The sequence below is a fragment of the Brevibacillus panacihumi genome, from assembly GCF_003710985.1.
In the GTDB taxonomy this organism is placed as follows: Bacteria; Bacillota; Bacilli; order Brevibacillales; family Brevibacillaceae; genus Brevibacillus; species Brevibacillus panacihumi.
This window is the reverse complement of record NZ_RHHT01000045.1, coordinates 49,421-70,536: the sequence shown is the minus strand read 5'-3', so window position 1 is coordinate 70,536 and position 21,116 is coordinate 49,421. Positions and strand designations below refer to the sequence as shown.

Here is a 21,116-nt window from a genome sequence, read left to right as displayed (position 1 = left end):
TATGCCTGGACAAAAAAAATTCCCGCCTGTTAGGAAGCGGGAAGGGGTTACATCCATTTTTGACCCCATGTATGAATGGAATCAATGACGGGACGGAGGTCTTTTCCTTTTTCTGTCAGTTCGTATTCGATCCGGACAGGAATCTCGGGGAACACCTTGCGTTCCAGAATTTCCAGCTCCTCCAGCTCTTTCAGACGCTCTGACAGCATTTTATCGCTCATATGCGGGACCATTTCGCGGATATCCTTGAAGCGTACAGCCCCGCGAAGCAACACGTGGAGAATCAAGCCCGTCCAGCGTTTACCCAAGATGTTCATCGCACATTCGTATTTTGGACACATGTGTTCACCTGCTAAATCCTGACTCACGTGGACGTCACCTCTATGCACCTTGTTATACATTAACCCCTATTGTATCACAGGAACTTGCATGACGTAAGTAACAGAAGTGTAGCGAGTACCTGTTACTCATTAAATTGTGGCTTCTTAGGCTGCCTTTTATGCGGAGATGAGGTGGCAGCGGAGGAAAAAGCCCGTTTTTTCGCGGGATGTCTCCCCCTTAGGCTGCGGCACATAGACTAGGCAGTGGATGAAGATGATGGGTGAGGTGGTTCGATTGGCACAGGAGCGAGTAGTAGGCATTTTGACCTGGCGGGAAGGAAAACGCTTCTCAGAACCGGACTATTTGCGTCGCCTGGTACTGGCTGGCCGCAAACTGGGAGCACGAGTGTACCTTTTTTCTCATCAGGATGTGAATGCAGCGCAACGAAAAATTCGCGGCTTCACGCCCAAAAAGGAAGGTGGCTGGGAAAGCCGGTGGCAGCCTTGGCCGGATGTGGTGATCGACCGCTATCGTCGCCGGGTGCCCCAGTATATGCGGCTTCGGCACAGCAATCTGTTCACCTTTGCCAACAGCCCGTTCAGCAAGAAGTGGAGAGTGACGCTGATGCTGGCGAAGGATGAACGGGTCAGCCAGTGGATCCCGGAAACCACGATCTACGGTCCCGGAGCCGTGCGTGCGATGCTGAAACGGTATAAGCTGCTGTACATCAAGCCGGGCAATGGTACCGGAGGGCGCAGCATTCTGAAGCTTGCGGCGGGGGACAAGGGATATGAGCTGCTCGGACGCTCGAAAGCTTATTCGCAGGTAAAAGCCAAGCTGGGGACGATTCAAGGCGTGGAGAATTGGGTGAGGCGCTGGGTGCGGGAGCAGCGGATCAGCGACGGCAATTTTCTCGTTCAACAGGGGGTGGATCTGGCTTTGGTCGGCAATCGCGTAGCGGACGTGCGCTTGCTGATCCAAAAAGACGAGCGGGGGGAATGGAGCGTGACCGGTCGCGGCGTGCGGGTAGGCAAAGCGGGGAGCTCTACATCGAATCTGCACGGTGGCGGGAGTGCAGTTCCGTTTTTACCTTTCTTCACACAAAAATTCGGCGAGAGCCGCGCGCAATTGATCGCGGAGGAATGCGACCGATTGGCGCATCAGATCGCAGAAGTTCTCGAGGAGCGATTTGGCAGGATGATGGAGTTCGGTCTGGACATTGGCGTAGACGCACAGGGGAGACCCTGGCTGATCGAAGTGAATCCCAAGCCAGGACGCGAGGTGTTTCGCCAGATTGGAGAGAAGGAGACCTACAGGCTGGCGATTCAAAGACCCGTCCAGTTTGCGCTTCAACTGGGGGAACGAAAGCCTGTTTGATTTTGGCTCTACGTCGACAGGTGGGGAACCGACGCTGATCACCCATTCCCCGACCTTGGTGTGAGCAGAACTCCCCAATGCCAGGGGAAACAGCTTGCAGTCCGCATCGATCTTGATGACAGCATAATCGCGGACCCGGTCTGCAAGCACTCGCTTGGCTTCAAAGACCCGCCCGTTGAACAGCTTGACATAGATATGTTTCGATTTTCCGATGACATGCTCGCTGGTCAGAATATATCCTTTTGGATGAAAAAGGAAGCCGGAACCAAAGCTTCGCTCGGCAGACATCGGGGGCTCTTCTTCCGAGATCATACTGCGGAGAAAGGAATCCACGTTTTTCGTTGGGGAAGCGTCCTCGGTGACGATGGAGACGACTCCCTCCTGTACCTGTTCGACGATCGGCACGAAAAAATTGAAGGGATGCAAACTGCTGCTGCTCACAGGGTACTTTACACGTGTATAGTGGGACCACTTTTTACTCTTCAATGAACTCTCCCCCCTACAGCAGATAGGTATGTATCATCCTATGGCACGGCGGGAGGGGAGGGACGCCCATTTTCTCGGTGGAGTCTCTTGCCTTGCCGCAGGAAATCCAGTATCTTATGTGTTAGATACCTTAACAATAAAGGTGGTTAATGAGTTGGAATGAAACATGGAAATGAGGAGCTCATCCGTTGTGTGAAAGAAATGAATGAAGCCGAGTATCTGATCAATACGTTGCTCCTGCATGAATATCGCTCCTTGCTGGATGATGAGATTACGACCAAGCAGGCGTTGCTATTGGAGCTGATCCATAAACATCAGAGAATGACGGTCCGGGAGATTGCCGATCAGATGGAAGTATCCTCTAGCGCTGTCAGCCAGATTGTGGGAAAGCTTGAGAAAATGGGATACGTGAAGCGGGAAATCAATCTTCAGAATCGGCGTGAAATCCTTGTGCAGCTAGGCTCTCAGGGCGTTGCCTATTTCACCAAGCAGGAGGCGGTAGAGCGAGATATTATTGAACGTTTTTATTCGAAAATGGAGTTCGAAGAGATACAGCAGCTTCGTTCGTTGACACTGAAATTACAGAAAATCGTAGAGGAGGAATTACGCAAGCCGTAATTTTTTTGCGGAATAAGTTAGGTATCTAAATAGTTAAATGAACTAATACGATTAGGAGGTTTTTGTATGAAGGTGAAACAGCAGTTGGAAAGGTTATGTACAGAGCTGCATGAAAAAGAACTGCTCAATGGAGCAATATGCGCAGCTGAGCAAGGGGAGATTTTGTTTCAGGCTGCATTTGGATATGGAGATCTGGAGAGCAAACGCAAGTTGACGCTTGAATCTGTGTTTGAACTGGCTTCCCTATCCAAGCCAATTACCGCCACAGCGATCATGCTGCTGGAAGAACAGGGGCAATTGGCCTATGAAGATTTGATCGACAGGTGGTTTCCTGGTTTCCCCTATCCCGGCATTACCGTGAGACATCTGCTTACCCACACTTCAGGATTGCCCGATTACATGGAGTTGTTTCAGAAGCATTGGGATCGGAATCAAATCGCTGTCAATGAAGATGTGTTGCGACTGTTGACAGAGTATCAGCCGGAGCGCAAATTTTTGCCGAATGAGCAATGGGAATACAGCAATACCGGGTATGTCCTGCTCGCCTTGCTGATCGAGCGGATTTCCGGGCTGAGCTACGCCGAGTATCTGGATGCGCATCTGTTTCGTCCCCTCGGAATGCTGCATACGCGGGTATACAACCGGAGACATTCCAATGAAAAAATCCAAGACTATGCGTATGGCTATGTGTACGATGCCATGACCGATCAATACGTGCTTCCCGACCAGCTGACCGAGACCGAGTATGTCGTGTATTTGGACGGGATTCAAGGAGATGGCACGGTAAACTCGACACTTGGAGATTTGCTCAGATTTGATCAAGCATTATATACGGAGAAGCTGGTAAGCAAACAGTCTCTGGAACAGGCCTTTACGCCTGTCCGGTTAAACAATGGGAAAACCTTTGACTACGGATTCGGCTGGATCTTGGAAAAGCATGGGAGCAGGGGGACCATCGTCAGCCACAGCGGGGGATGGCCGGGATACGCGACATTGATGATGCGATATCTCGACGCTGGGAAAACGCTTATCTACTTGAGCAATAAAGAACAGGATTATGAATTTGAGCAAAGCTTCCTGGAGGCAGTCCAACAGATAGTGTTTGATGAGCCATATGAAATGCCAAAGACCCCTGCCATGAGGAAGGCAGTGCAGGTTGATCCTGCGATTTTTGAACGCTATGCAGGCTCTTATCGTTTGAGTGAGGGCATGCATGCAAGAGTGTCAACCGAGCAAAACCGTTTGTTCCTGCAAGTGGACGGGGGAATGCGTCTGGAGCTGTCTCCCATGTCACAAACCCGATTCTTTATCCGGGTCCTGTCAGTGGAGGTGGAGTTCGTCCATGATCCATCTGATCATGTTTCCAGAATGACGATTTATGAGGCTGGGAAGGAAACGTCTGCCATTCGGGTGGAGTAGGATTCTGTCATGGGAGACGGGGGCTTTGCGTTGTATCATTATTTTTGATTGATATAATAAAGAATTAGCATTGGTATGTTCATTCGAATAGACGTATAATGAAGTTTAGTTCAAGAATATTTTGAACATAAAGGCTGAACATCCTTGTTCGGTCCAAGACAGAGAGAAAAGAACGGAATGGTATGGGAGGATGCGAAGAGATGGATGTAAAAACGATCATTCTTGGATTTTTGAGTTATGGAGAAATGAGCGGGTATGACATCAAACAGGCATTCAGCAACAGCATTGGTTTCTTCTACGATGCCAGCTTTGGTGCCATTTACCCCGCGCTCCGCAAACTGGAAGAAGAAGGCTTCGTGACCAAACAAGAGGTCATCCAATCCGGAAAGCCCAACAAGATCCTGTATTCGATTACAAAGACTGGCGAGGAAGCCTTCCAGCAGGAGATGCAAGCACCGATCCTGCCGCCAGTGCTGCGCTCTGACATGCTGGTGAAGGTGTTCTTCGGCAATGGACGCACGCCGCAGGAACAGCGCGAACTCATGGAAAACTGTATGTCGATCCAGCGCCAGATGTTAGCGCAGAGCAAGGCGAACTACATCAAGCTGGAGAAAACGTTTGATCCGTATCAGAAATTTTGCTGGGAGTATACGATTCACCATCTGGAGATGACCATTCAATTTTTGGAGAAAAAGACGCCCGCTCTGATCAAAGAACCCGCCTACAGTATGTAAAAGGGAAGGATGCACGAAGCAATGCTATGCATGTGCACATAAAAAAGCGAAGGGACCACTGGGAGTCCTTCGCTTTTTTCGTTTGCGCAGATTATTTCAGATTCTCAGGATTGAGGCACTCCAGTTCCGGTACGACAAATCGGCCGTCCTTGCGAATCAGGCGGTCGTCAAACCAGATTTCACCGCCGCCCCATTCCGGACGCTGAATCATCACGAGGTCCCAGTGAATGGAGGATTTATTGCCGTTGAAGGCTTCGTCATAGGCTTGACCAGGTGTGAAGTGGAAGCTTCCGTCGATTTTTTCATCGAACAAAATATCCTTCATGGGATTTTGGATGTACGGATTGACGCCGATTGCAAACTCTCCGACATAGCGAGCGCCTTCATCCGTGTCAAAGACTTCATTGATTTTTGCAGTATCGTTGGCAGTCGCTTCGATGATTTTGCCGTCTTTGAACGTCAGCTTGATATTGTCGTACGTATAGCCCTGGTAAGGGGATGGCGTGTTGTACGAAATCGTGCCGTTGACCGAATCCCGCACCGGAGCGGTAAACACCTCTCCGTCTGGAATATTGGCTTCCCCGGCGCATTTGATCGCCGGAATTCCCTTGATGGAAAAGCTCAGATCGGTGCCAGGTCCTGTAATGCGCACCTTGTCCGTTTTCTCCATCAGTTCGACGAGATTGTCCATGGCTTTGTCCATTTTGCCGTAGTCGAGCGTACACACCTTGAAATAAAAATCTTCAAAGCCATCCGTACTCATATTGGCGAGCTGCGCCATGGAAGCATTCGGATAACGCAGAATCACCCAGCGAGTCTCCGGTACACGCACATCGAGAACCGGGCGGGTCAGAAGGCGGGAATAGAGCTGCATTTTGTCCCCTGGCACATCGGCCAGTTCACTGATGTTGTCCCCGCCGCGAATGCCGATGTAGCAATCCATTTTTTTCATGAAGCTCACATCAGCTTCGCGCATGACTTCCAGCTGGGCTTCATTGGTCCCGAGAAGCAGTTCGCGTTGGATGGATTGGTCGATCAACTGCACATAAGGGTTGGCGCCCGCAGCGTACACTTTTGCAATGACGGCGCGAACCAATTCGTGCACTTGACCGATCGCGTAGATGAGAACGTTGTCATTTGGCTGTACGCGAGTGGAGTAGTTAACCAATACGTCAGCAAGTTTTTCGATACGTGGATCTTTCATAAATGGAGGTTCCTCTCTTTCCATTTCCAAATCGGTTCGTTCATATTGTACACATATAAAATGGAAAAAAGCTACCCGCGTGGTGGGTAGCTGGCGTATGAAACGCGCTTAACAGGATCCGGTGTTCAAGTATATGCGACTTCCTGCTGAATTGTGCTATCTGGAAGGACTGGATTAATCGCAGCCGCAACCTACAATGACCAACAGGATGAACAGGATCAACACCAGAGTGAACTCGTCGAAATTACCGCCGTTAAAGATGCTGCTCATGCGATCAAAAACCTCCTTTTGTGTTAAGCCGCTGTTGTGCTTACACCCATAACATATGGGGATAGGCGAAGAGCCGATACGGGCAAACGCCCATTTTTAGGAAGATTCTTTTTTTCTCCGTGCAGGCGCCATGTTTATTATTCTGAAAATCAGGAAAAGCTAGAGGATACGAAAAGACTTTGCAATACACGAAAGGATGGCATTGCGATGCAACGATCATTACACAGTCTCCAACACGATCTGCTGCCCATTACGATCAATGTAGGGGAAGATTTCAAGTCGATTGTCTGGAAAGCGCAGTACGACATGGACTTCAATACCGAGTGCCTGTTTTGCTTTTCGGACCAGATTACGGGGTATCGGGTGGAAGACGAAGCTGGTCACTCCGGCAAGGTGGCGGTATGTCCGCATTGTGAAAAAGTAAACGCCATTTACGCATAATCTTCAGATCTGCTTCGGAAAACGATGCCGTCAAAAGGGCATCGTTTTTGATTTGTCTGCCACTACATCCACCAAGTACCATCTGTTGTTTAGCAGGATTGAAGAAGGGTGGCGCGAATACATAAGGGACGCATACATATGTGGATAGAGATAGGGGTGAACTCATGCAGAAGAAATGCAGCCGCTGCGGCAGTGATATGGAGGTCGTGCTGCGCAACGTCGTGTATCGAAATCGGGTGAAGATATTAAATGTACCCGTACACGTCTGCGTGGACGACAGCTGCGCCCATTCACAGGTAGTGGATGTTGTCAAAGAAGACCTGAAAGACTTGATGGCGGAATTGGGGCAGAATCCCGAGCGGCAGGCGATTGAGTTTGAGGAAATGTCAGAGTTGTCCAATTTATTGGTGCTGATTGCCAATGAGGGCGACTCTACGGTGCGGGAAGCGCTGGAAGAGCGAGTCAACGAGCTACTGGACTTGTTCTTGCTGGCCCAATCGCTGGGAGACGAAAAATGGATGCTGGAGCTGCGTCATCGTCTGACGAAAATTATGGTGTAATTCCATGACCACCTTGTGCGCAGGGTGGTTTTTTGTTTTGCACCTGGCACATGGACTTTACCATTCATGTTTTCGTATACTGAAGCCATAGCGTCACGTCAGAAGGGAGAAGATAGCATGGCACAAAAAGAACTGCATTCGATTGAGGAACTGGATCAATTCGTAGCGGGAGAGGGCAAACGCCTGTTGTTCAAGCACAGCACGATCTGCCCGATCAGCACGTCTGCATATGAGGAGTTTCAGTCTTTTTTGCAGGAGCAAGAGGTTCCGGCAGCGGTCATTCTCGTACGGGAGGATCGTCCTGTATCCAATGAAGTGGCCGACCGATTTGCGATCAAGCACGAGTCCCCGCAGATTTTCCTGTTGGATGGCGGCCAGGTAAAATGGCATACCTCTCACTGGAAGATTACCAAGGATGCGATTGGGGAAGCGTTGAAATCTTGATATGTGGCTTTCGTGAGGAGAAGAAAAATTCCATTCTCCGCTCAGGTCTTCGTCCACAGGGAAGCGGTTACTGTCCGCTCCGCGACGTTTGGCGGGGAATCGCAAAAGCAGCGGTCGCTTCGATGTGAATGCATGGTTGCGATTCTGCTTCCCGCCAACCGTCGCTCCGCTGGGTTGGACTACGCGATGAGCTGCGCCTGGAATTTTTCTTCTCCTGCGTAACCGCAGCTTTTCAAAACAAAAATAAAAAGCAAAAGCAAAAGAGCAGTTGATCGGGGACGATTCCCTCTCAACTGCTCTTTTTGTTTTGGAAACCAGTTTAATCCCAAAACAACTCCAGCTTGTCGCCTGTTTTCAACTCGGTTTGGAACGTAGCTGGCTCGCCGTTCACGAGCATGACAAAGCCGGAGATGGTTTCGCGGTCCGGTTGATCCAAAGAGAAGTCTACATAGCGGAACACGTCGCTGAACACCGGAGTAGAACCTACCGTAGACTTGACCAGGATCACGGCATCATTCGCGACCGGTTCCTCGGGACGAGCTTCGCGGCCGTCCATGGTGATCGTGACCTGGGCGACGGGAATGGTGACGGGCTCGCCATTGAAATGGACGGTGATCGATTCCTGGACCCATTCCTCCAATGGAATGACATCGCGGATTGCCGGAATGGGCACTTCCTCCAGGCGATACACCAGCTCATCCCCCTGACGCAGGTAATCCGCTCTTGAGCATGCCTTGCCGTTGAGCAGCAGAATCTCTTGCCGGGCAGGCAAGCTGTAGGAATGCCCGTTTACGGTAAATTGGAAGCTCGGCACATCCGCTTCGACAGGAGCCAATTCCCAACCCGCTTCTACCAGAGCTTCTCCTACCGTTTGGGGGAGACGGATCTCGATCTCGCTGCGATCAGCAAGCCAGGTGTCCAGCGGCTGCACCTCGCCATTGACCCGTGCGATCGGTCCGAGCGAGAGAGGCTGATCATAGATGAGGATGTCCAGGGTGTCCAGGCGATCCAGCAAGTCCTTGATCTGCACCTTGGCGTTTTCCCCGTCTGTTCCCGCTATTGCCCGGATCGTATCGCCATCCTCCAGGGTGGTGTCCAATCCGGCGGGCTCACCGTTGCGTTCGATGACCGGAGGAGTTCCATGACCGCCTGGAATGATCCTCATCCGTCCGTTCACCGTGACGCTCATGGCGAGACCAGGGCGTCCATACAGTCGGCGAATGTCGAGCCCTGCGGCAAGAAGTCCATCGCCCAAGGTCATTTTTCGCAGGTCAAAAATACGAATGGTTTGATCGTTTACGGTAATCGTCACGTAGCGCAGCGGATGGCGACGAGCAGCTACTGCGATCCCGACTGGCGTGACGAATTCCGGTCCATTGAGTGAAGGATGATCGTCTCCGATAAATTGCTTGATCGCATCGCTCCCGCGGACAGCCACCCGGGCAGCGGGCATTTTCAACACATGCGCCACTTTATCGGTCAAGCCAGGCGTCAAGCTGCCGCCGCCGATCAGCATGACTGCCTGCGGCGCTTTTCCATTTAACTCCAATATCTTGAAGGCAATTTTTTCTGCCAATTGCTGAATATCCGGCTGGATGGCGGCAATCACATCTGCTACGGGCAACGTTTGCTCCAGACCTAAAATATCTGTGAAGGATACGGATTCGTGGACGGAGAGCGCTCGTTTGACTTCTTCCGCCATCGGGAAGTCGAGCAAAAAGGCATTCATCAATGCATCCGTAATCTCGTCACCCGCCACCGGAACCATGCCGTATGCGGTAATCGCTCCCTCTTCTGTCAAAGCGACGTCAGAGGTGCCGGCACCGATGTCGACCAAGGCGATATTCAGGCGTCGCATCGTGACCGGAATCAGGACATTGATGGCTGCGATCGGCTCCAGCGTCAGGGCTTGCATGTCCAGATCGCACCGCTTCAGAGAAGTGATCAGGGAATCGACGACTACGCGCGGCAGGAAGGTAGCGATCACATCGACACTGGCTACGTCCCCGCGCTGATCGATCAGGCTGCCGATCAATTCGCCGTCGAGATGGTAGTTGACCACGCTGTAGCCGACGCAGTAATAGCGGGTCACATCCTGCTCGTTCAGCTCCTGTGCCAATTGTGCCTGGGCTTCCTGCACCGCAGCGAATTCCATTGCCACCACGTCTTCGCGGGTAATGAAGGCATGCTTGGCCAGCGGCATATCCATTTTTACCCGCTTTGTCCGCAGGGAACGTCCTGCCGCCGCGACTGCCACCCGGTGCAAGGGACCATTTTTTTGTTCCAGTTCTTCCTTTATTTGTCCAATAACTTTGGCCACGGCCATCACATCATGGATTTGTCCATCCAGCATGGAGCGCTCGTCATGCTCGCGGATGACACAATCGATGACGCGGTATTTCTCTCCGACGGCCTCCACGATTAAGCCGACGACGCTGCGTGTTCCAATATCTAAAGCAAATATCAGCTCTTCTTGGGCTGTTTTTTCAACCTCTAGCAAAGGTAGGTCACTCCTCATTTTTCATACGTCTTTCCTGATCTTGTAATAACGCTATAATTCGACTTTGCAAGAAAAGAATCCTGTCGAAAAATAAGATGTTTTCGATTTCCAATTTACTTTCGCGCTTTTTGGCGCTAAACTGCTGACAAGGGAGAATGAATCGATTATAATAACCCTAATTTATCGACGACACCTTACTTACAGAAGACAGAGGAGAGTGGAGAGACATGGCACACGACCAAATCGAAACCATGCGTAAACAGATCGATCAGATCAACCTGCAGATTCTCGAATTGATCAATCAGCGTGCTGCGCTGGTTCAAGAAGTCGGGAAGGCGAAAGAGAAACTGGGCAGCAACCGCTTTGATCCTGAGCGCGAGCGTCAAATGCTGAACCAATTGGTAGAACATAACAAAGGACCTTTCAACGATAACACGATTCGCCATCTGTTCAAGCAAATCTTCCAGGTCTCTCTTGATCTGCAAAACGACGACAAGAAAAAAGTGCTGCTGGTCAGCCGCAAGAAGAAGGCCGAAGACACGGTTATCACCGTAAAAGGCGTGGAATTTGGCGGCGCAAGCCCGATCCTGATCGCTGGCCCTTGCTCGGTAGAGAGCTACGAACAGGTGCGCGCTGTTGCAGAAAACCATGTCAAACGCGGCCTTCGCACCCTGCGCGGCGGAGCGTACAAACCACGCACCTCGCCATACGATTTCCAAGGCTTGGGCGAAGAAGGCTTGAAAATCCTCAAGCGCATTGGCGATGAGTACAACCTCGTCACCATCAGCGAAATCGTGACGCCTGCGGACCTGGAGCTGGCGGCACAGTACATCGATGTCATTCAGATCGGCGCACGCAACATGCAAAACTTCGAGCTGCTCAAAGCAGCGGGCCGTCTCAACCATCCTGTCCTGTTGAAACGCGGACTCTCCGCTACGATTGAAGAATTCATCTACGCTGCGGAGTACATCCTGTCTGAGGGCAACTCGCAGGTCATGCTGTGTGAGCGTGGTATCCGCACGTACGAAAAAGCGACGCGCAACACGCTGGACATCTCCGCTGTTCCGCTCTTGAAACAGGAAACTCATCTGCCTGTCTTTGTCGACGTGACTCACTCGACAGGACGCCGCGATCTGCTCCTGCCGACAGCCAAAGCCGGTATTGCAGTAGGTTCGGACGGTATTATGGTAGAGGTTCACCCGGATCCGGACGTGGCTCTGTCCGATGCCAAGCAGCAGTTGAATATCCCGGATTTCAACCGCTTTGTGGATGAACTGATCGCTTCTGGATTGTACAAAGGGGAAGTCGTAGCAGCCAGAGGCTAATCACGACGAGGATGTATGGCTTGAGAGTGGCTGTCCCAAAAGATCGGGGAAACCGATTTTTGCGGGGCAGCCTTTTTCCTGATCAAAACGCTGGATTCGCAACCAGGCCTCTCCCCGTTTGACGAACCCGGGAATGCCAAGGTAAGCTTATGGTACATACGGAAATGCAAAAGGAGGATGGTACCGGATGGAGGAATTGGAACAAGACCATTGCTGTTCATCTGGGCGTGCTACAGAGCGTTCGGACAAGATCAAATCCAATCTCGTGTCGCGTCTCAATCGGGTAGAAGGACAGATTCGCGGGATTCGCGGGATGGTTGAGAAGGACGTCTACTGCGACGATATTCTCAATCAGATCGCAGCCGTCCAATCCGCGCTGAATGCAGTCGGCAAAATCCTGCTGGAAGGACATATGAAAAGCTGCGTCATCGAACGCATCCAGCAAGGGGACCAAGAGGTCATTGACGAGCTGTTGAAAACCATGAATAAACTGATGAAATAAGCGGCATGAATGGCCTGGCAAAACGATTGCCAACAGGCACAGCTTGTCGTATCATAGGTGCATATATTTATGAAAATAATTATGAAAACCATTTTATAGGGAAAGCGAGGGTGCATGATGCCGGTTACAATCTACGATGTGGCAAGAGAAGCAGGAGTATCGATGGCGACCGTTTCCCGCGTTGTGAACGGGAACCCGAACGTAAAACCAATGACTCGCAAGAAGGTGCTCGGAGCGATCGAACGCCTGGGCTATCGCCCCAACGCCGTTGCACGCGGTCTCGCCAGCAAGAAAACAACAACAGTCGGTGTCATCATCCCGGACATCTCCAGCTTGTTTTTTTCTGAGTTGGCGCGGGGGATCGAAGACATCGCGACGATGTACAAGTACAATATCATTTTGTGCAACTCCGACCAGCGTCTGGAAAAAGAACTGCAATTGATCAACACACTCTTGGAAAAACAGGTGGACGGGCTGTTGTTCATGGGAGCGGAGATCAAGGAGGATCACCTGCAAGCCTTGACCAGCACGCAAGTACCTACCGTACTGGCTGCTACACGTGACGCAGACAACAAGCTGCCGTCCGTCACCATCGATCATTTTCAGGCCGCTTATGATGCGACACAGGCATTGGTCCAGCGGGGACACAAGCGGATCGGGATGATTACGGGACCGATGAGCGACCCGCTTGGCGGTTTGATGCGATATGAAGGCTACAAGCAAGCACTGACGGATGCTGGAGTCCAAGTGGAGGAAGAAGTGGTCGCCCACGGCAATCTGTTCTATGAATCCGGCTTGTCCCACACCAAGGAGTTCCTCAAGCTCACACAGCCGCCGACAGCCATTTTCGCCGCCAACGACGAGATGGCGATCGGAGCCATCCACGCCGTGCAGGATTCGGGGCTGCATGTGCCAAACGATGTGGAAGTGATCGGGCATGACAATATCCGTCTGACGGAAATGGTTCGTCCGCGTCTCACCTCCGTCGTGCAGCCGATGTATGATATCGGAGCGGTGGCGATGCGCCTGCTGACAAAATATATGAACAATGAGCCTGTGGAAGAGCATGTCGTTTTGCTGCCGCATCGAATTGAGTATCGGGAGAGCACCAAACCCGATCAGGCATAAACATACGGCAGGAAATGGACAGCAAGAGGAGGATGTTCGATGCGGATCGGAATTATCGGTGCGATGGATGAAGAAATCGCCTTATATATGGAAGGAATGGGTCAACCCGCTGCGACGCAAAAAGCGGGGATCACGTATTACAGCGGAGAGTGGGAAGGGCAGCAGGTGGTTTTGTGCAAGTCCGGCGTAGGAAAAGTGAATGCGGCGGTGACCACACAGATTCTAATCGACCAGTTCTCCGTGGACCACGTCATTTTTACCGGCGTCGCAGGCGCATTGCATCCTGAGTTGAACATTGGGGACATTGTCGTCTCGACGGATTGTCTGCAGCATGACATGGATGTGACCGCTCTCGGCTTTGAGCCTGGACAGATCCCGTACACGGAGCAATGGATCTGGAAAGCAGATCAGAAGCTCACGGAGCAGGCTGTCGAGGCTGGCAAGGCGCTGGAAGCAGGGGTTCAGATCGTTACGGGCCGCATTTTGTCCGGTGATCAATTTGTCGCCAGCCGGGAAAAAGTAGCAGCCCTCTACGAACAGTTCGGCGCTCACTGCACCGAGATGGAGGGAGCCGCAGTCGCACAGGTTTGTGCGATGAACCATGTTCCATTCGTCGTGGTTCGCTCCATGTCCGACAAGGCAGACGGTTCGGCTCACGTCAATTTTCTGGAATTTACCAAACTGGCCTCCGAGCGTTCCTACGCCATCGTGAAAAATATGCTCGCTTCGATCAAACCAGCCGCGGATGTCATCGTTTACTCGACGAAAAACTGTATCGACTGCAATTTGGTCAAGCAATGGCTCACCGCCAAAGGGGTCACGTTTGAAGTGCGAGACGTCATGACCAGCCGTGCCTACCAGGAGGAGGTAGAGCGCTTTGGCTTCATGGGTGTTCCGGTGACGGTCAAAGGGGATAAGGCCGTGAAAGGCTATCAGCCGGACGAGCTTGAGGCTTTGATGGGGAGTGCCCAGTAAGGCAGAAGGTATATGAAACAGAAGAAACGTGTAGACAGGCATTGTTTGCCTGAACTGCACGTTTTTTTGTGTGTTTAGGAAAATATCGCTGAAAAGGCTACATGCTTTACTTCTCCTCCTCTATAGCGAGAACCTCCCTTGCTGCTTCTATGAAAGACAAGATGATGGGTGAAAGCCACTTGTCTTTATGCCATAACATCTGTGTATACACGTGCAAGTCCGGAATTTGCCATGGAAGAGCGACAAGTTCGCTCCGTTCAACTTCGGCTTGCGCTACGACTTCAGGAAGAAAGGCAATACCGATTCCCGAAATTGCACATTGTTTAATGGCTTCAGCACTTTGAAACTCTAGATACGTAATACTATCAATGCCCTCTTTCTCAAATGACCGGTCAAACATGGTGCGATAGGGACAACCCTTTTCATTCGTCAGGAACACTTCTTTGTGAAAATCTCCCAGCTCCAGCTCAGTTCGTTGTGCGAGCGGGTGGTCTGGAGCAGCGAAAAGGCGGAATGTCTCTTCCACCAACGGTTCCACGGCAAGTGCGCTCGAGCGAACGGGTTCATCCAGCATAAAGACGACATCTGCGGTTCCCTCAAAGAGGGTTTGCTTGAGCTCTTGATTTGGAACGGAACGGAAAATGAGACGCACTCCCGGATAACGCGAACGAAACAGGCGAAAGACAACGGGAAGCCGATAGGCGCAAATAACCTCATTGGCACTTATCGTCAGGGTGCCGCTTAGGTTTTCATTGTCATGCACGACGCTGCGAGCTTCGTCCAATTTGTCCAGAACGCTTTGAATATGAGTTAAGAAACGTTTACCCGCTGTTGTGAGAACGAGCTGCTTGCCCAAGCGGTCAAAGAGACGAACACCAAGCTCATCCTCCAATGCTTTTATTTGCATCGTGACGTTGGAGGGGACATAGTTCAGCACTTCCGCAGCCCGACTGAAATTTAACGTTGATGCAACCGTGCGGAACGTAATCAGTTGGCGCAATTCCATCCTATTCCCCCCTTTACCTTTCAATATAATTGAATATAACTTTTAATATCATTCACTTTTATTGAGATTATCACGAATCTATACTAACAACAAGAAATACATTCTACATGTTTGTGTTTCATTTTGAAGGGAGCGATTACAATGGATTATGAAATTTTTGATTTGGGTGACGTAACCTTGCAATCAGGAGTGACGTTGCCTGGCGCATTTCTTGCTTATAAAACTTATGGAACATTGAATGAAAAGAAAGATAATGTCATCGTCTATCCAACTGCTTTTGGCGACCAGCATGTTCAGAATGAATGGTTGATTGGCAACGGCATGGCACTTGATCCGCAAAAATATTTCATTATCGTTCCCAATCTGCTGGGCAACGGATTATCTTCGTCTCCCAGTAACACGCCTCCCCCATTCGACGGGGGCAATTTTCCGCAGGTTACCATCTTTGACAACGTTACATTCCAGCATCGGCTGGTGACTGAAAAATTCGGCATTCAAAAGATTGCTCTCGTAGTTGGATGGTCCATGGGAGGCATTCAAGCATTCCAATGGGGGGCAAGTTATCCCGACATGGTGGAGCGAATTGCACCTTTCTCCGGAGTTGCCAAGACTTGGCCCCAAACGTTTGTGGTCCTCGACGGGTTGAAAGCTGCGCTTATGGCTGCAGTTGGCTTCGATTCAAGTAAACGAAACCAGTTGACGTCTGCAGACATGCGCGCCGTTGGCCGTGTCTATGCGGGATGGGGCTTATCGCAGGCGTTTTACAAAGAGGAGCTTTATCGAGAGCTGGGATATGAATCATTGGAGGATTTTGTGGCTGGCGTCTGGGAAGACAGCTTTATGAAGATGGATCCGCACAATGTCCTGGCCATGTTATGGACTGGCCAAAATGCAGATATTAGTGCAAACCCCGCCTATAAAGGAGATTTCGATGAGGCACTTAAAAGCATTAAAGCACTTGCCTGCGTCATGCCAGGGAGCACGGATCTATTCTGTACGGCGGACGACAACAACTACGAGGCTAAGCTTATACCTAATGCTGTTCTTACTCCTATCGAGTCGATCTGGGGCCATTTTGCCGGTCGCGGAATCAACACTGCCGATAATACCTTTATTGATAACAACCTAAAACGCTTGTTGGCGCTTCGTACAAACGGATAGATCATCATTACCGCCATACTCTTTTAAATATGTCGAATTTTGTAGAAATAAAACTTTGACATTAGTATAGTATAAATTTATAATTTTTAACAATTGACAAAAATAGATCAAATGAATCAGTGACAAAACTTGAAAAGGGCAAACACATTGAAAGATGTGGGCGCAAAGCTACAGGTCTAAGGTTCCATGAACTAAGATGGCTGAGTTACCAAGTATCGTTTCCGTTTTGGTATACGGCTATTTTCCTATGTGGAAATAGCTTTTTTTTTGTACTTGAAAGGGGGTGATTTTCTGGTGAAAGAAGTAGAAGCAAAATAGAAAAAAAACTCAATTAAAAGCATTGGGGGATATGATGTGAAAGGTTTGACTAGAAAGGTTGCCCATATACTTGTAGCAGCATGCTTCATGGCAACTCTATTGCCTATAGGAGTGGCATTTGGTAAGGATTCGTTTATGGATGACTATCCGCTGATCTACGGAGCACAAGATGGTCGTTTAGAAAGCCTAGACAAGTTAAGTACTTCGCATACAAAATATGACAGTCGCGAAGAAGTGGAAAATGTTCGAGGAAAAAAGAGCGTTTCACGAGAACAACCAACCCAACTTACGCTTTCCAAGACGCAGCTACATTTCTCGAAAAGGGGAAAATCGAACGTCATTGCTTACATCCATTACAAGGACAAAAGTAAGGAAGATGTCACCAAAAAAGTCGAATGGACAAGCAGTAATACTTCTATTGTAGATGTAAAAGACGGCAAAATCGAGGTATTCGATGAGGGGCGGGCGATCATTACTGCTTCCTATCTGGATTTCCAAGTCAATCTTCATGTGAGTGTCAATTTTAGCGACGAAGTATTGTGGGAATTCATGTACGATAAAGGGCTTAATGAAGAAGCTTTTTCAGGCTCTCCGACTTCAGATGGCGGTTTTATAGTGCTCGGAATTTCTCGAGGATGGAAAAGCGATGAACTGTTTGCTTTGAAAGTGAAAAAAAACGGGGCATTTGAGTGGGAAAAAAAGATTGCAATGAAAGGAAAGGAGTCTCCCAGAACTATCCGTCTAACAAGTGATGGAGGATATGTAATGCTTAGCAATAGCGAGGGGCGAAAAGGGAGAACTATAATTTTGCGCAAGTTGAACGTGAACGGGAGCGTCCGATGGTCGAAGGAGTTTCCATTGACCGGTAAATATTGGGGAGGATACGTAGAGCAAACAAAAGATGATGGATTTATTTTGGCAACTGGTGAAGCCATTATTAAACTAGATAAGTCGGGTAGAGAGAAATGGAAGACGAAAATTAAAAATGGTGCTGACCTGGTGCGGCAAACGAGTGATGAAGGCTACTATGTTCTGGGGAATTATGTAACCAAGGTGAATCAATCTGGGAAAACATTATGGACAAAAGATGTAGGGCAAATCCTTACGTTCATGGATATCACAAATGATGGTGGCATTGTGACTTATGCAGAAGATGGAGTAGTGAAAGTCGACGAAAAAGGAAAAATCAAATGGAGGAGGACGATTGAAGGACCACCATATGATAAAAATCAGAGAATAGCAGGAGTTATCCAAGCCAGTGATGGCGGCTATATTGTCGCGACTAATGCATTCATATTTAAAGATAATACACAAGTCACTATCTTGTATAAATTAGATGAAAAAGGAAAGGTTATCTGGGAAAAGCATTTCGGATTTGATAATGGGGAATGGGTAAACGAAGTCCGGGAAACGAAAGAGGGAGAGTACGTGCTAGTGGGCAAGGCACGTTCTGATCTCAATGGTGAAGATGTATATTTACTAAAAGTAAAACCAGATAAAGGGCAAAAAATTGTAAAAACGGTGCAATTCTCAGGCAAAAACGGCCTTCTTAAAATTGGGGAAACTTTTCAAATTAAGGCTATCGCCACATATACAGATGGAAAAAAAGAAGATGTGAGTACGAAAATGAATATTAAAGTTTGGGGAGACGATGGTCGAGTATATTCCTTGGAAGATAATAAGATAAAGGCTTTGTACCCGGGGAGTATCCTGATTATCGGCCAATATAAAGGGCACACGGTGCGAAAAGGGCTCATCGTCTCGGACCGTCCCCCGACCCGACTGCAGTTGGAAAAGGAGGATCGTGATCTGCGTATCGGCGATAGTCAAAGTGTGATGCTTTATGCTGACCTGGGAGATAAATACTTACGACCGGCAGCTGCTTATGCAGAATGGAGCGTTTCAAACGAAGATGTCATCGAAATTATACATGGAGTAGACCTGAGCATTCATTCCACAGATGAAATTATCATCGAAGCAAAAAAACGCGGCACAGTCATGATTACAGTTACGTACGCTGGGGAAACCCTCCAATTCCCCGTCACAGTAAAATAAATCCCAGATCCATAGAACTCCTGACGAGAAAATCCTTCTCGCCAGGGGTTTCTTTTGTTTACTCATAGAGCCACCAAAACCGTCATGTCTAACCTTTTCAATACAACTGTTCATTTTGAACATAATAAACTTTTGTTCCTTGACAAAATTGTTCGAGAATAACATAATACCATTATAAAATGTTCTAAATTAACAAGGGTGATGACTTTGTTGCCAAAAGAGCGCAGAACGTGGATTTTGGAGCAGCTTAGCAAAGACGAGAAGATCGATATCGACCAGCTGGCCGAGCAGTTGAATGTGTCGGCGATGACCATTCGCAGAGACTTGTCCATTTTGGAAGAGGAAGAGAAGATCATCCGCACGTTTGGAGGGGCGATTCTCAACAAGCCCTTGATACACGAAACGCCCTTTCTCACCAAAGAGGGGAAGTACAGCAGACAGAAGCGGGAAATTGCCCGAAAAGCCGTAACGCTGATTCAGGAACACTCGACGATCCTGCTGGACTCAGGCACGACTACCCTTGAAATAGCCAGATTGCTGAAGGATAAAAAGAATCTGACCGTAGTGACCAACGATATCAAAATCGCCGCCGAACTGATGGACAGCGAGGTTAAAGTGATCGTGGCGGGCGGAGAGCTGCAAAACACGGTAGGGGCTTTGTTCGGTCCGTTGACGGAGCAAATCCTGAAAAGCATCCACGTCGACCTGTTTTTCCTGGGTGCGCATGCGGTTCATGTAGAGGCGGGAATTACCGTAACGACCTTTGAAAAGGCTTCCATCAAGAAGCTGATGATAGAAGCTGCCGGCACTACTTGGATGGTTGCAGACTCCAGCAAGTTTGACCAAAAGTCATTCACGAAGGTATGCGACTTGTCCGATCTCGACGGTTTGATTACAGATGATGGATTATCGTCGGAAGACCTGGAAAAAATAAAAGAACATCTGAAAGTTGTGACAGCAGAGGTGGGTGAGGCCACATGAAAATTGGAGTCATTGCAGATGACTTGACAGGAGCAAATGCGACAGGGGTGAGACTCGCCCGGCAAGGCTTTGAAGCAGCTACGATGGTTCACTACAACAATCTTCCCTCATCGGATTCCTACAACGCCGTGATGGTGGATACGGACAGCCGATATGCCAGAGAAGAAGTTGCGCAGATGAGAGTCAAGACCGTGCTGGATAATCTCAAAAAATGGGGCGCAGATGTCATCTGCAAGCGAATCGACAGTACGGTGCGAGGAAACATAGGGGTAGAAATCGATACGGTACTTGCCGGACTCGGTGATAAAGCGGTGGCGGTAGTTGTAGCTTCCTATCCGGATTCAGGGCGCATTACCTCAGGGGGCTACCTGCTGGTGAATGGGGTTCCTCTGCAGACGACGGACGTAGCGAATGATCCGGTCGCACCCGTTACGCAATCCTACGTGCCTGCCATTGTGCAAAAACAAAGCAAATATCCAGTCTCCTATATCGGTCTGGAAACGGTTTTGGCAGGCGAGAAGGAAACGGAACAGGCGATGCGCGCGCATATCGCGGAGGGCAAACGAATCCTGGTGATGGATGCCGTGACAGACGAGGAAATCGAATCGATTGCCAAAGCCATGGCAGCGATCAAGGAGTACCAGATGGTTCCCGTCGATCCGGGACCGCTGTCCGCCATCTACTCCAAAGTGTTTGCTCGTCAGCACGCCAACGACAAGAAGATCATTGTGACGGTTGGCAGCATTACGACGAACGCGGCGAGCCAGCTGCAATATCTGGTGGAAAAAACAAATGCTCAGCCCATCTACGTGGACGCCAAAAAATTGGCGAGCATGACGGAGTCCTGGGACGAAGAGACGGATCGCGTGATTCAGGTCGTCCTGGAAGAGATGAAGAAGCAATCGATTTTGATCATCACCACCAATTCCCCGATGGCCGAGCCGCTTAATCTGAAGGAAATTGCCAAAGAACAGAATACGACCCAGGACAGTCTTGCGAAGCGAATCGCAGATGGTCTCGGGAAAATCACGCGACTGGTGATCCAGAAGAGTGAGTATGAAATCGGAGGCTGCTTCACCAGCGGCGGAGATGTCACCGCATCGCTATGTGCCATCGGCCGAGCAGAAGGAATCAAGCTGGAGGTAGAGGTGCTTCCTCTGATCGCCTACGGGCATCTCATCGGGGGATATCTCGATGGCATACCGCTGATCACCAAGGGCGGCATGGCAGGAGACAAGAAAGCCATCTACACCAGCATTCAATATTTATTGGCAAAATGTTAAGGAGGAAC

21 protein-coding genes, 1 pseudogene and 1 riboswitch are annotated in these 21,116 nt (G+C 49.6%); of the genes and pseudogenes, 16 read left to right on the top strand and 6 right to left on the bottom strand.

What is annotated here, in order from left to right:
- Positions 1–47: 47 nt before the first annotated feature.
- Positions 48–368: a winged helix-turn-helix transcriptional regulator gene (locus EDM58_RS18540; RefSeq protein WP_023557766.1), complete on the bottom strand. Its 321-nt coding sequence runs from the start codon at positions 366–368 to the stop codon at positions 48–50.
- Positions 369–615: 247 nt separating this feature from the next.
- Here EDM58_RS18540 and EDM58_RS18535 point away from each other — a divergent pair, with 247 nt between their 5' ends.
- The gene (locus EDM58_RS18535; RefSeq protein ID WP_122914677.1) at positions 616–1,698 is read left to right on the top strand and encodes a YheC/YheD family endospore coat-associated protein; all 1,083 of its coding nucleotides are present in this window, start codon (positions 616–618) and stop codon (positions 1,696–1,698) included.
- A 24-nt stretch (positions 1,699–1,722) separates the two neighbouring features.
- On the opposite strand, the pseudogene EDM58_RS26265 reads toward EDM58_RS18535, so the two are convergent.
- Positions 1,723–1,986: pseudogene (locus tag EDM58_RS26265) on the bottom strand (S1C family serine protease); the annotation flags it as partial.
- 357 nt (positions 1,987–2,343) lie between these two features.
- On the opposite strand from EDM58_RS26265, the gene EDM58_RS18525 reads away from it, so the two are divergent.
- From EDM58_RS18525 to EDM58_RS18515, 3 genes are all read left to right on the top strand, one after another.
- Complete coding sequence (locus EDM58_RS18525; RefSeq protein ID WP_122914637.1) at positions 2,344–2,802, top strand: MarR family winged helix-turn-helix transcriptional regulator; 459 nt, start codon at positions 2,344–2,346, stop codon at positions 2,800–2,802.
- Positions 2,803–2,868: 66 nt separating this feature from the next.
- Positions 2,869–4,221 carry a serine hydrolase gene (locus EDM58_RS18520; RefSeq protein ID WP_122914636.1) on the top strand — a complete coding sequence of 451 codons (1,353 nt, stop codon included), beginning with the start codon at positions 2,869–2,871 and terminating at the stop codon, positions 4,219–4,221.
- Between the two features lie 200 nt (positions 4,222–4,421).
- Positions 4,422–4,955: a PadR family transcriptional regulator gene (locus EDM58_RS18515; RefSeq protein WP_023557761.1), complete on the top strand. Its 534-nt coding sequence runs from the start codon at positions 4,422–4,424 to the stop codon at positions 4,953–4,955.
- Positions 4,956–5,046: 91 nt separating this feature from the next.
- Here EDM58_RS18515 and EDM58_RS18510 read toward each other — a convergent pair whose 3' ends face one another.
- Positions 5,047–6,159 carry an aminopeptidase gene (locus tag EDM58_RS18510; protein ID WP_122914635.1) on the bottom strand — a complete coding sequence of 371 codons (1,113 nt, stop codon included), beginning with the start codon at positions 6,157–6,159 and terminating at the stop codon, positions 5,047–5,049.
- A 174-nt stretch (positions 6,160–6,333) separates the two neighbouring features.
- Positions 6,334–6,429 (bottom strand): YjcZ family sporulation protein, encoded by a 96-nt coding sequence (locus EDM58_RS18505; protein WP_023557759.1) that lies wholly within the window; start codon positions 6,427–6,429, stop codon positions 6,334–6,336.
- A 207-nt stretch (positions 6,430–6,636) separates the two neighbouring features.
- On the opposite strand from EDM58_RS18505, the gene EDM58_RS18500 reads away from it, so the two are divergent.
- The 4 genes from EDM58_RS18500 to EDM58_RS25540 all read left to right on the top strand — a co-directional run bounded on the left by EDM58_RS18500 (position 6,637) and on the right by EDM58_RS25540 (position 8,096).
- Positions 6,637–6,870 (top strand): hypothetical protein, encoded by a 234-nt coding sequence (locus EDM58_RS18500; RefSeq protein WP_122914634.1) that lies wholly within the window; start codon positions 6,637–6,639, stop codon positions 6,868–6,870.
- A 164-nt stretch (positions 6,871–7,034) separates the two neighbouring features.
- Positions 7,035–7,430, top strand: a complete 396-nt coding sequence (locus EDM58_RS18495) for a hypothetical protein (RefSeq protein ID WP_122914633.1) — start codon at positions 7,035–7,037, stop codon at positions 7,428–7,430.
- A gap of 117 nt (positions 7,431–7,547) precedes the next feature.
- Positions 7,548–7,874 (top strand): bacillithiol system redox-active protein YtxJ, encoded by a 327-nt coding sequence (gene ytxJ, locus EDM58_RS18490; RefSeq protein WP_122914632.1) that lies wholly within the window; start codon positions 7,548–7,550, stop codon positions 7,872–7,874.
- 12 nt (positions 7,875–7,886) lie between these two features.
- Positions 7,887–8,096, top strand: coding sequence for a hypothetical protein (locus EDM58_RS25540; RefSeq protein WP_148039346.1), 210 nt, complete (start codon positions 7,887–7,889; stop codon positions 8,094–8,096).
- 97 nt (positions 8,097–8,193) lie between these two features.
- On the opposite strand, the gene EDM58_RS18485 is transcribed toward EDM58_RS25540, so the two are convergent.
- Positions 8,194–10,392 (bottom strand): cell division protein FtsA, encoded by a 2,199-nt coding sequence (locus tag EDM58_RS18485; protein WP_122914631.1) that lies wholly within the window; start codon positions 10,390–10,392, stop codon positions 8,194–8,196.
- A 209-nt stretch (positions 10,393–10,601) separates the two neighbouring features.
- Here EDM58_RS18485 and EDM58_RS18480 point away from each other — a divergent pair, with 209 nt between their 5' ends.
- The 4 genes from EDM58_RS18480 to EDM58_RS18465 all read left to right on the top strand — a co-directional run bounded on the left by EDM58_RS18480 (position 10,602) and on the right by EDM58_RS18465 (position 14,304).
- On the top strand, positions 10,602–11,699 hold the full coding sequence (locus EDM58_RS18480; RefSeq protein ID WP_122914630.1) for a bifunctional 3-deoxy-7-phosphoheptulonate synthase/chorismate mutase: 1,098 nt from the start codon (positions 10,602–10,604) through the stop codon (positions 11,697–11,699).
- A 187-nt stretch (positions 11,700–11,886) separates the two neighbouring features.
- On the top strand, positions 11,887–12,201 hold the full coding sequence (locus tag EDM58_RS18475; protein WP_023557751.1) for a metal-sensitive transcriptional regulator: 315 nt from the start codon (positions 11,887–11,889) through the stop codon (positions 12,199–12,201).
- A gap of 117 nt (positions 12,202–12,318) precedes the next feature.
- Positions 12,319–13,329 (top strand): catabolite control protein A, encoded by a 1,011-nt coding sequence (ccpA, locus tag EDM58_RS18470; protein ID WP_122914676.1) that lies wholly within the window; start codon positions 12,319–12,321, stop codon positions 13,327–13,329.
- A gap of 39 nt (positions 13,330–13,368) precedes the next feature.
- Positions 13,369–14,304 (top strand): 5'-methylthioadenosine/adenosylhomocysteine nucleosidase, encoded by a 936-nt coding sequence (locus EDM58_RS18465; protein ID WP_122914629.1) that lies wholly within the window; start codon positions 13,369–13,371, stop codon positions 14,302–14,304.
- Between the two features lie 106 nt (positions 14,305–14,410).
- Here EDM58_RS18465 and EDM58_RS18460 read toward each other — a convergent pair whose 3' ends face one another.
- A complete protein-coding gene (locus tag EDM58_RS18460; protein ID WP_122914628.1) occupies positions 14,411–15,310 on the bottom strand; it encodes a LysR family transcriptional regulator in 900 nt (299 codons plus the stop codon).
- A gap of 141 nt (positions 15,311–15,451) precedes the next feature.
- Between EDM58_RS18460 and EDM58_RS18455 the strand changes: the two genes are divergently transcribed.
- The 4 genes from EDM58_RS18455 to EDM58_RS18440 all read left to right on the top strand — a co-directional run bounded on the left by EDM58_RS18455 (position 15,452) and on the right by EDM58_RS18440 (position 21,108).
- Complete coding sequence (locus tag EDM58_RS18455; RefSeq protein WP_122914627.1) at positions 15,452–16,471, top strand: alpha/beta fold hydrolase; 1,020 nt, start codon at positions 15,452–15,454, stop codon at positions 16,469–16,471.
- Positions 16,472–16,598: 127 nt separating this feature from the next.
- Positions 16,599–16,684: riboswitch (cyclic di-GMP riboswitch) on the top strand.
- A 141-nt stretch (positions 16,685–16,825) separates the two neighbouring features.
- Positions 16,826–18,844, top strand: coding sequence for a PQQ-binding-like beta-propeller repeat protein (locus EDM58_RS18450; protein WP_122914626.1), 2,019 nt, complete (start codon positions 16,826–16,828; stop codon positions 18,842–18,844).
- Between the two features lie 207 nt (positions 18,845–19,051).
- Positions 19,052–19,825: a DeoR/GlpR family DNA-binding transcription regulator gene (locus tag EDM58_RS18445; protein ID WP_122914625.1), complete on the top strand. Its 774-nt coding sequence runs from the start codon at positions 19,052–19,054 to the stop codon at positions 19,823–19,825.
- Positions 19,822–21,108 (top strand): four-carbon acid sugar kinase family protein, encoded by a 1,287-nt coding sequence (locus tag EDM58_RS18440; RefSeq protein ID WP_122914624.1) that lies wholly within the window; start codon positions 19,822–19,824, stop codon positions 21,106–21,108. Before EDM58_RS18445 ends, EDM58_RS18440 begins: the two co-directional genes overlap by 4 nt.
- Positions 21,109–21,116 lie beyond the last annotated feature (8 nt).

Excerpts from the sequence above, each read along its gene's own strand:
- EDM58_RS18525 (WP_122914637.1), top strand. The coding sequence starts at position 2,344 with ATGAAACATGGAAATGAGGAGCTCATCCGTTGTGTGAAAGAAATGAAT.
- EDM58_RS18520 (WP_122914636.1), top strand. The coding sequence starts at position 2,869 with ATGAAGGTGAAACAGCAGTTGGAAAGGTTATGTACAGAGCTGCATGAA.
- EDM58_RS18515 (WP_023557761.1), top strand. The coding sequence starts at position 4,422 with ATGGATGTAAAAACGATCATTCTTGGATTTTTGAGTTATGGAGAAATG.
- EDM58_RS18510 (WP_122914635.1), bottom strand. The coding sequence starts at position 6,159 with ATGAAAGATCCACGTATCGAAAAACTTGCTGACGTATTGGTTAACTAC.
- EDM58_RS18505 (WP_023557759.1), bottom strand. The coding sequence starts at position 6,429 with ATGAGCAGCATCTTTAACGGCGGTAATTTCGACGAGTTCACTCTGGTG.
- EDM58_RS18500 (WP_122914634.1), top strand. The coding sequence starts at position 6,637 with ATGCAACGATCATTACACAGTCTCCAACACGATCTGCTGCCCATTACG.
- EDM58_RS18495 (WP_122914633.1), top strand. The coding sequence starts at position 7,035 with ATGCAGAAGAAATGCAGCCGCTGCGGCAGTGATATGGAGGTCGTGCTG.
- ytxJ (WP_122914632.1), top strand. The coding sequence starts at position 7,548 with ATGGCACAAAAAGAACTGCATTCGATTGAGGAACTGGATCAATTCGTA.
- EDM58_RS18485 (WP_122914631.1), bottom strand. The coding sequence starts at position 10,392 with ATGAGGAGTGACCTACCTTTGCTAGAGGTTGAAAAAACAGCCCAAGAA.
- EDM58_RS18480 (WP_122914630.1), top strand. The coding sequence starts at position 10,602 with ATGGCACACGACCAAATCGAAACCATGCGTAAACAGATCGATCAGATC.
- EDM58_RS18475 (WP_023557751.1), top strand. The coding sequence starts at position 11,887 with ATGGAGGAATTGGAACAAGACCATTGCTGTTCATCTGGGCGTGCTACA.
- ccpA (WP_122914676.1), top strand. The coding sequence starts at position 12,319 with ATGCCGGTTACAATCTACGATGTGGCAAGAGAAGCAGGAGTATCGATG.
- EDM58_RS18465 (WP_122914629.1), top strand. The coding sequence starts at position 13,369 with ATGCGGATCGGAATTATCGGTGCGATGGATGAAGAAATCGCCTTATAT.
- EDM58_RS18460 (WP_122914628.1), bottom strand. The coding sequence starts at position 15,310 with ATGGAATTGCGCCAACTGATTACGTTCCGCACGGTTGCATCAACGTTA.
- EDM58_RS18455 (WP_122914627.1), top strand. The coding sequence starts at position 15,452 with ATGGATTATGAAATTTTTGATTTGGGTGACGTAACCTTGCAATCAGGA.
- EDM58_RS18440 (WP_122914624.1), top strand. The coding sequence starts at position 19,822 with ATGAAAATTGGAGTCATTGCAGATGACTTGACAGGAGCAAATGCGACA.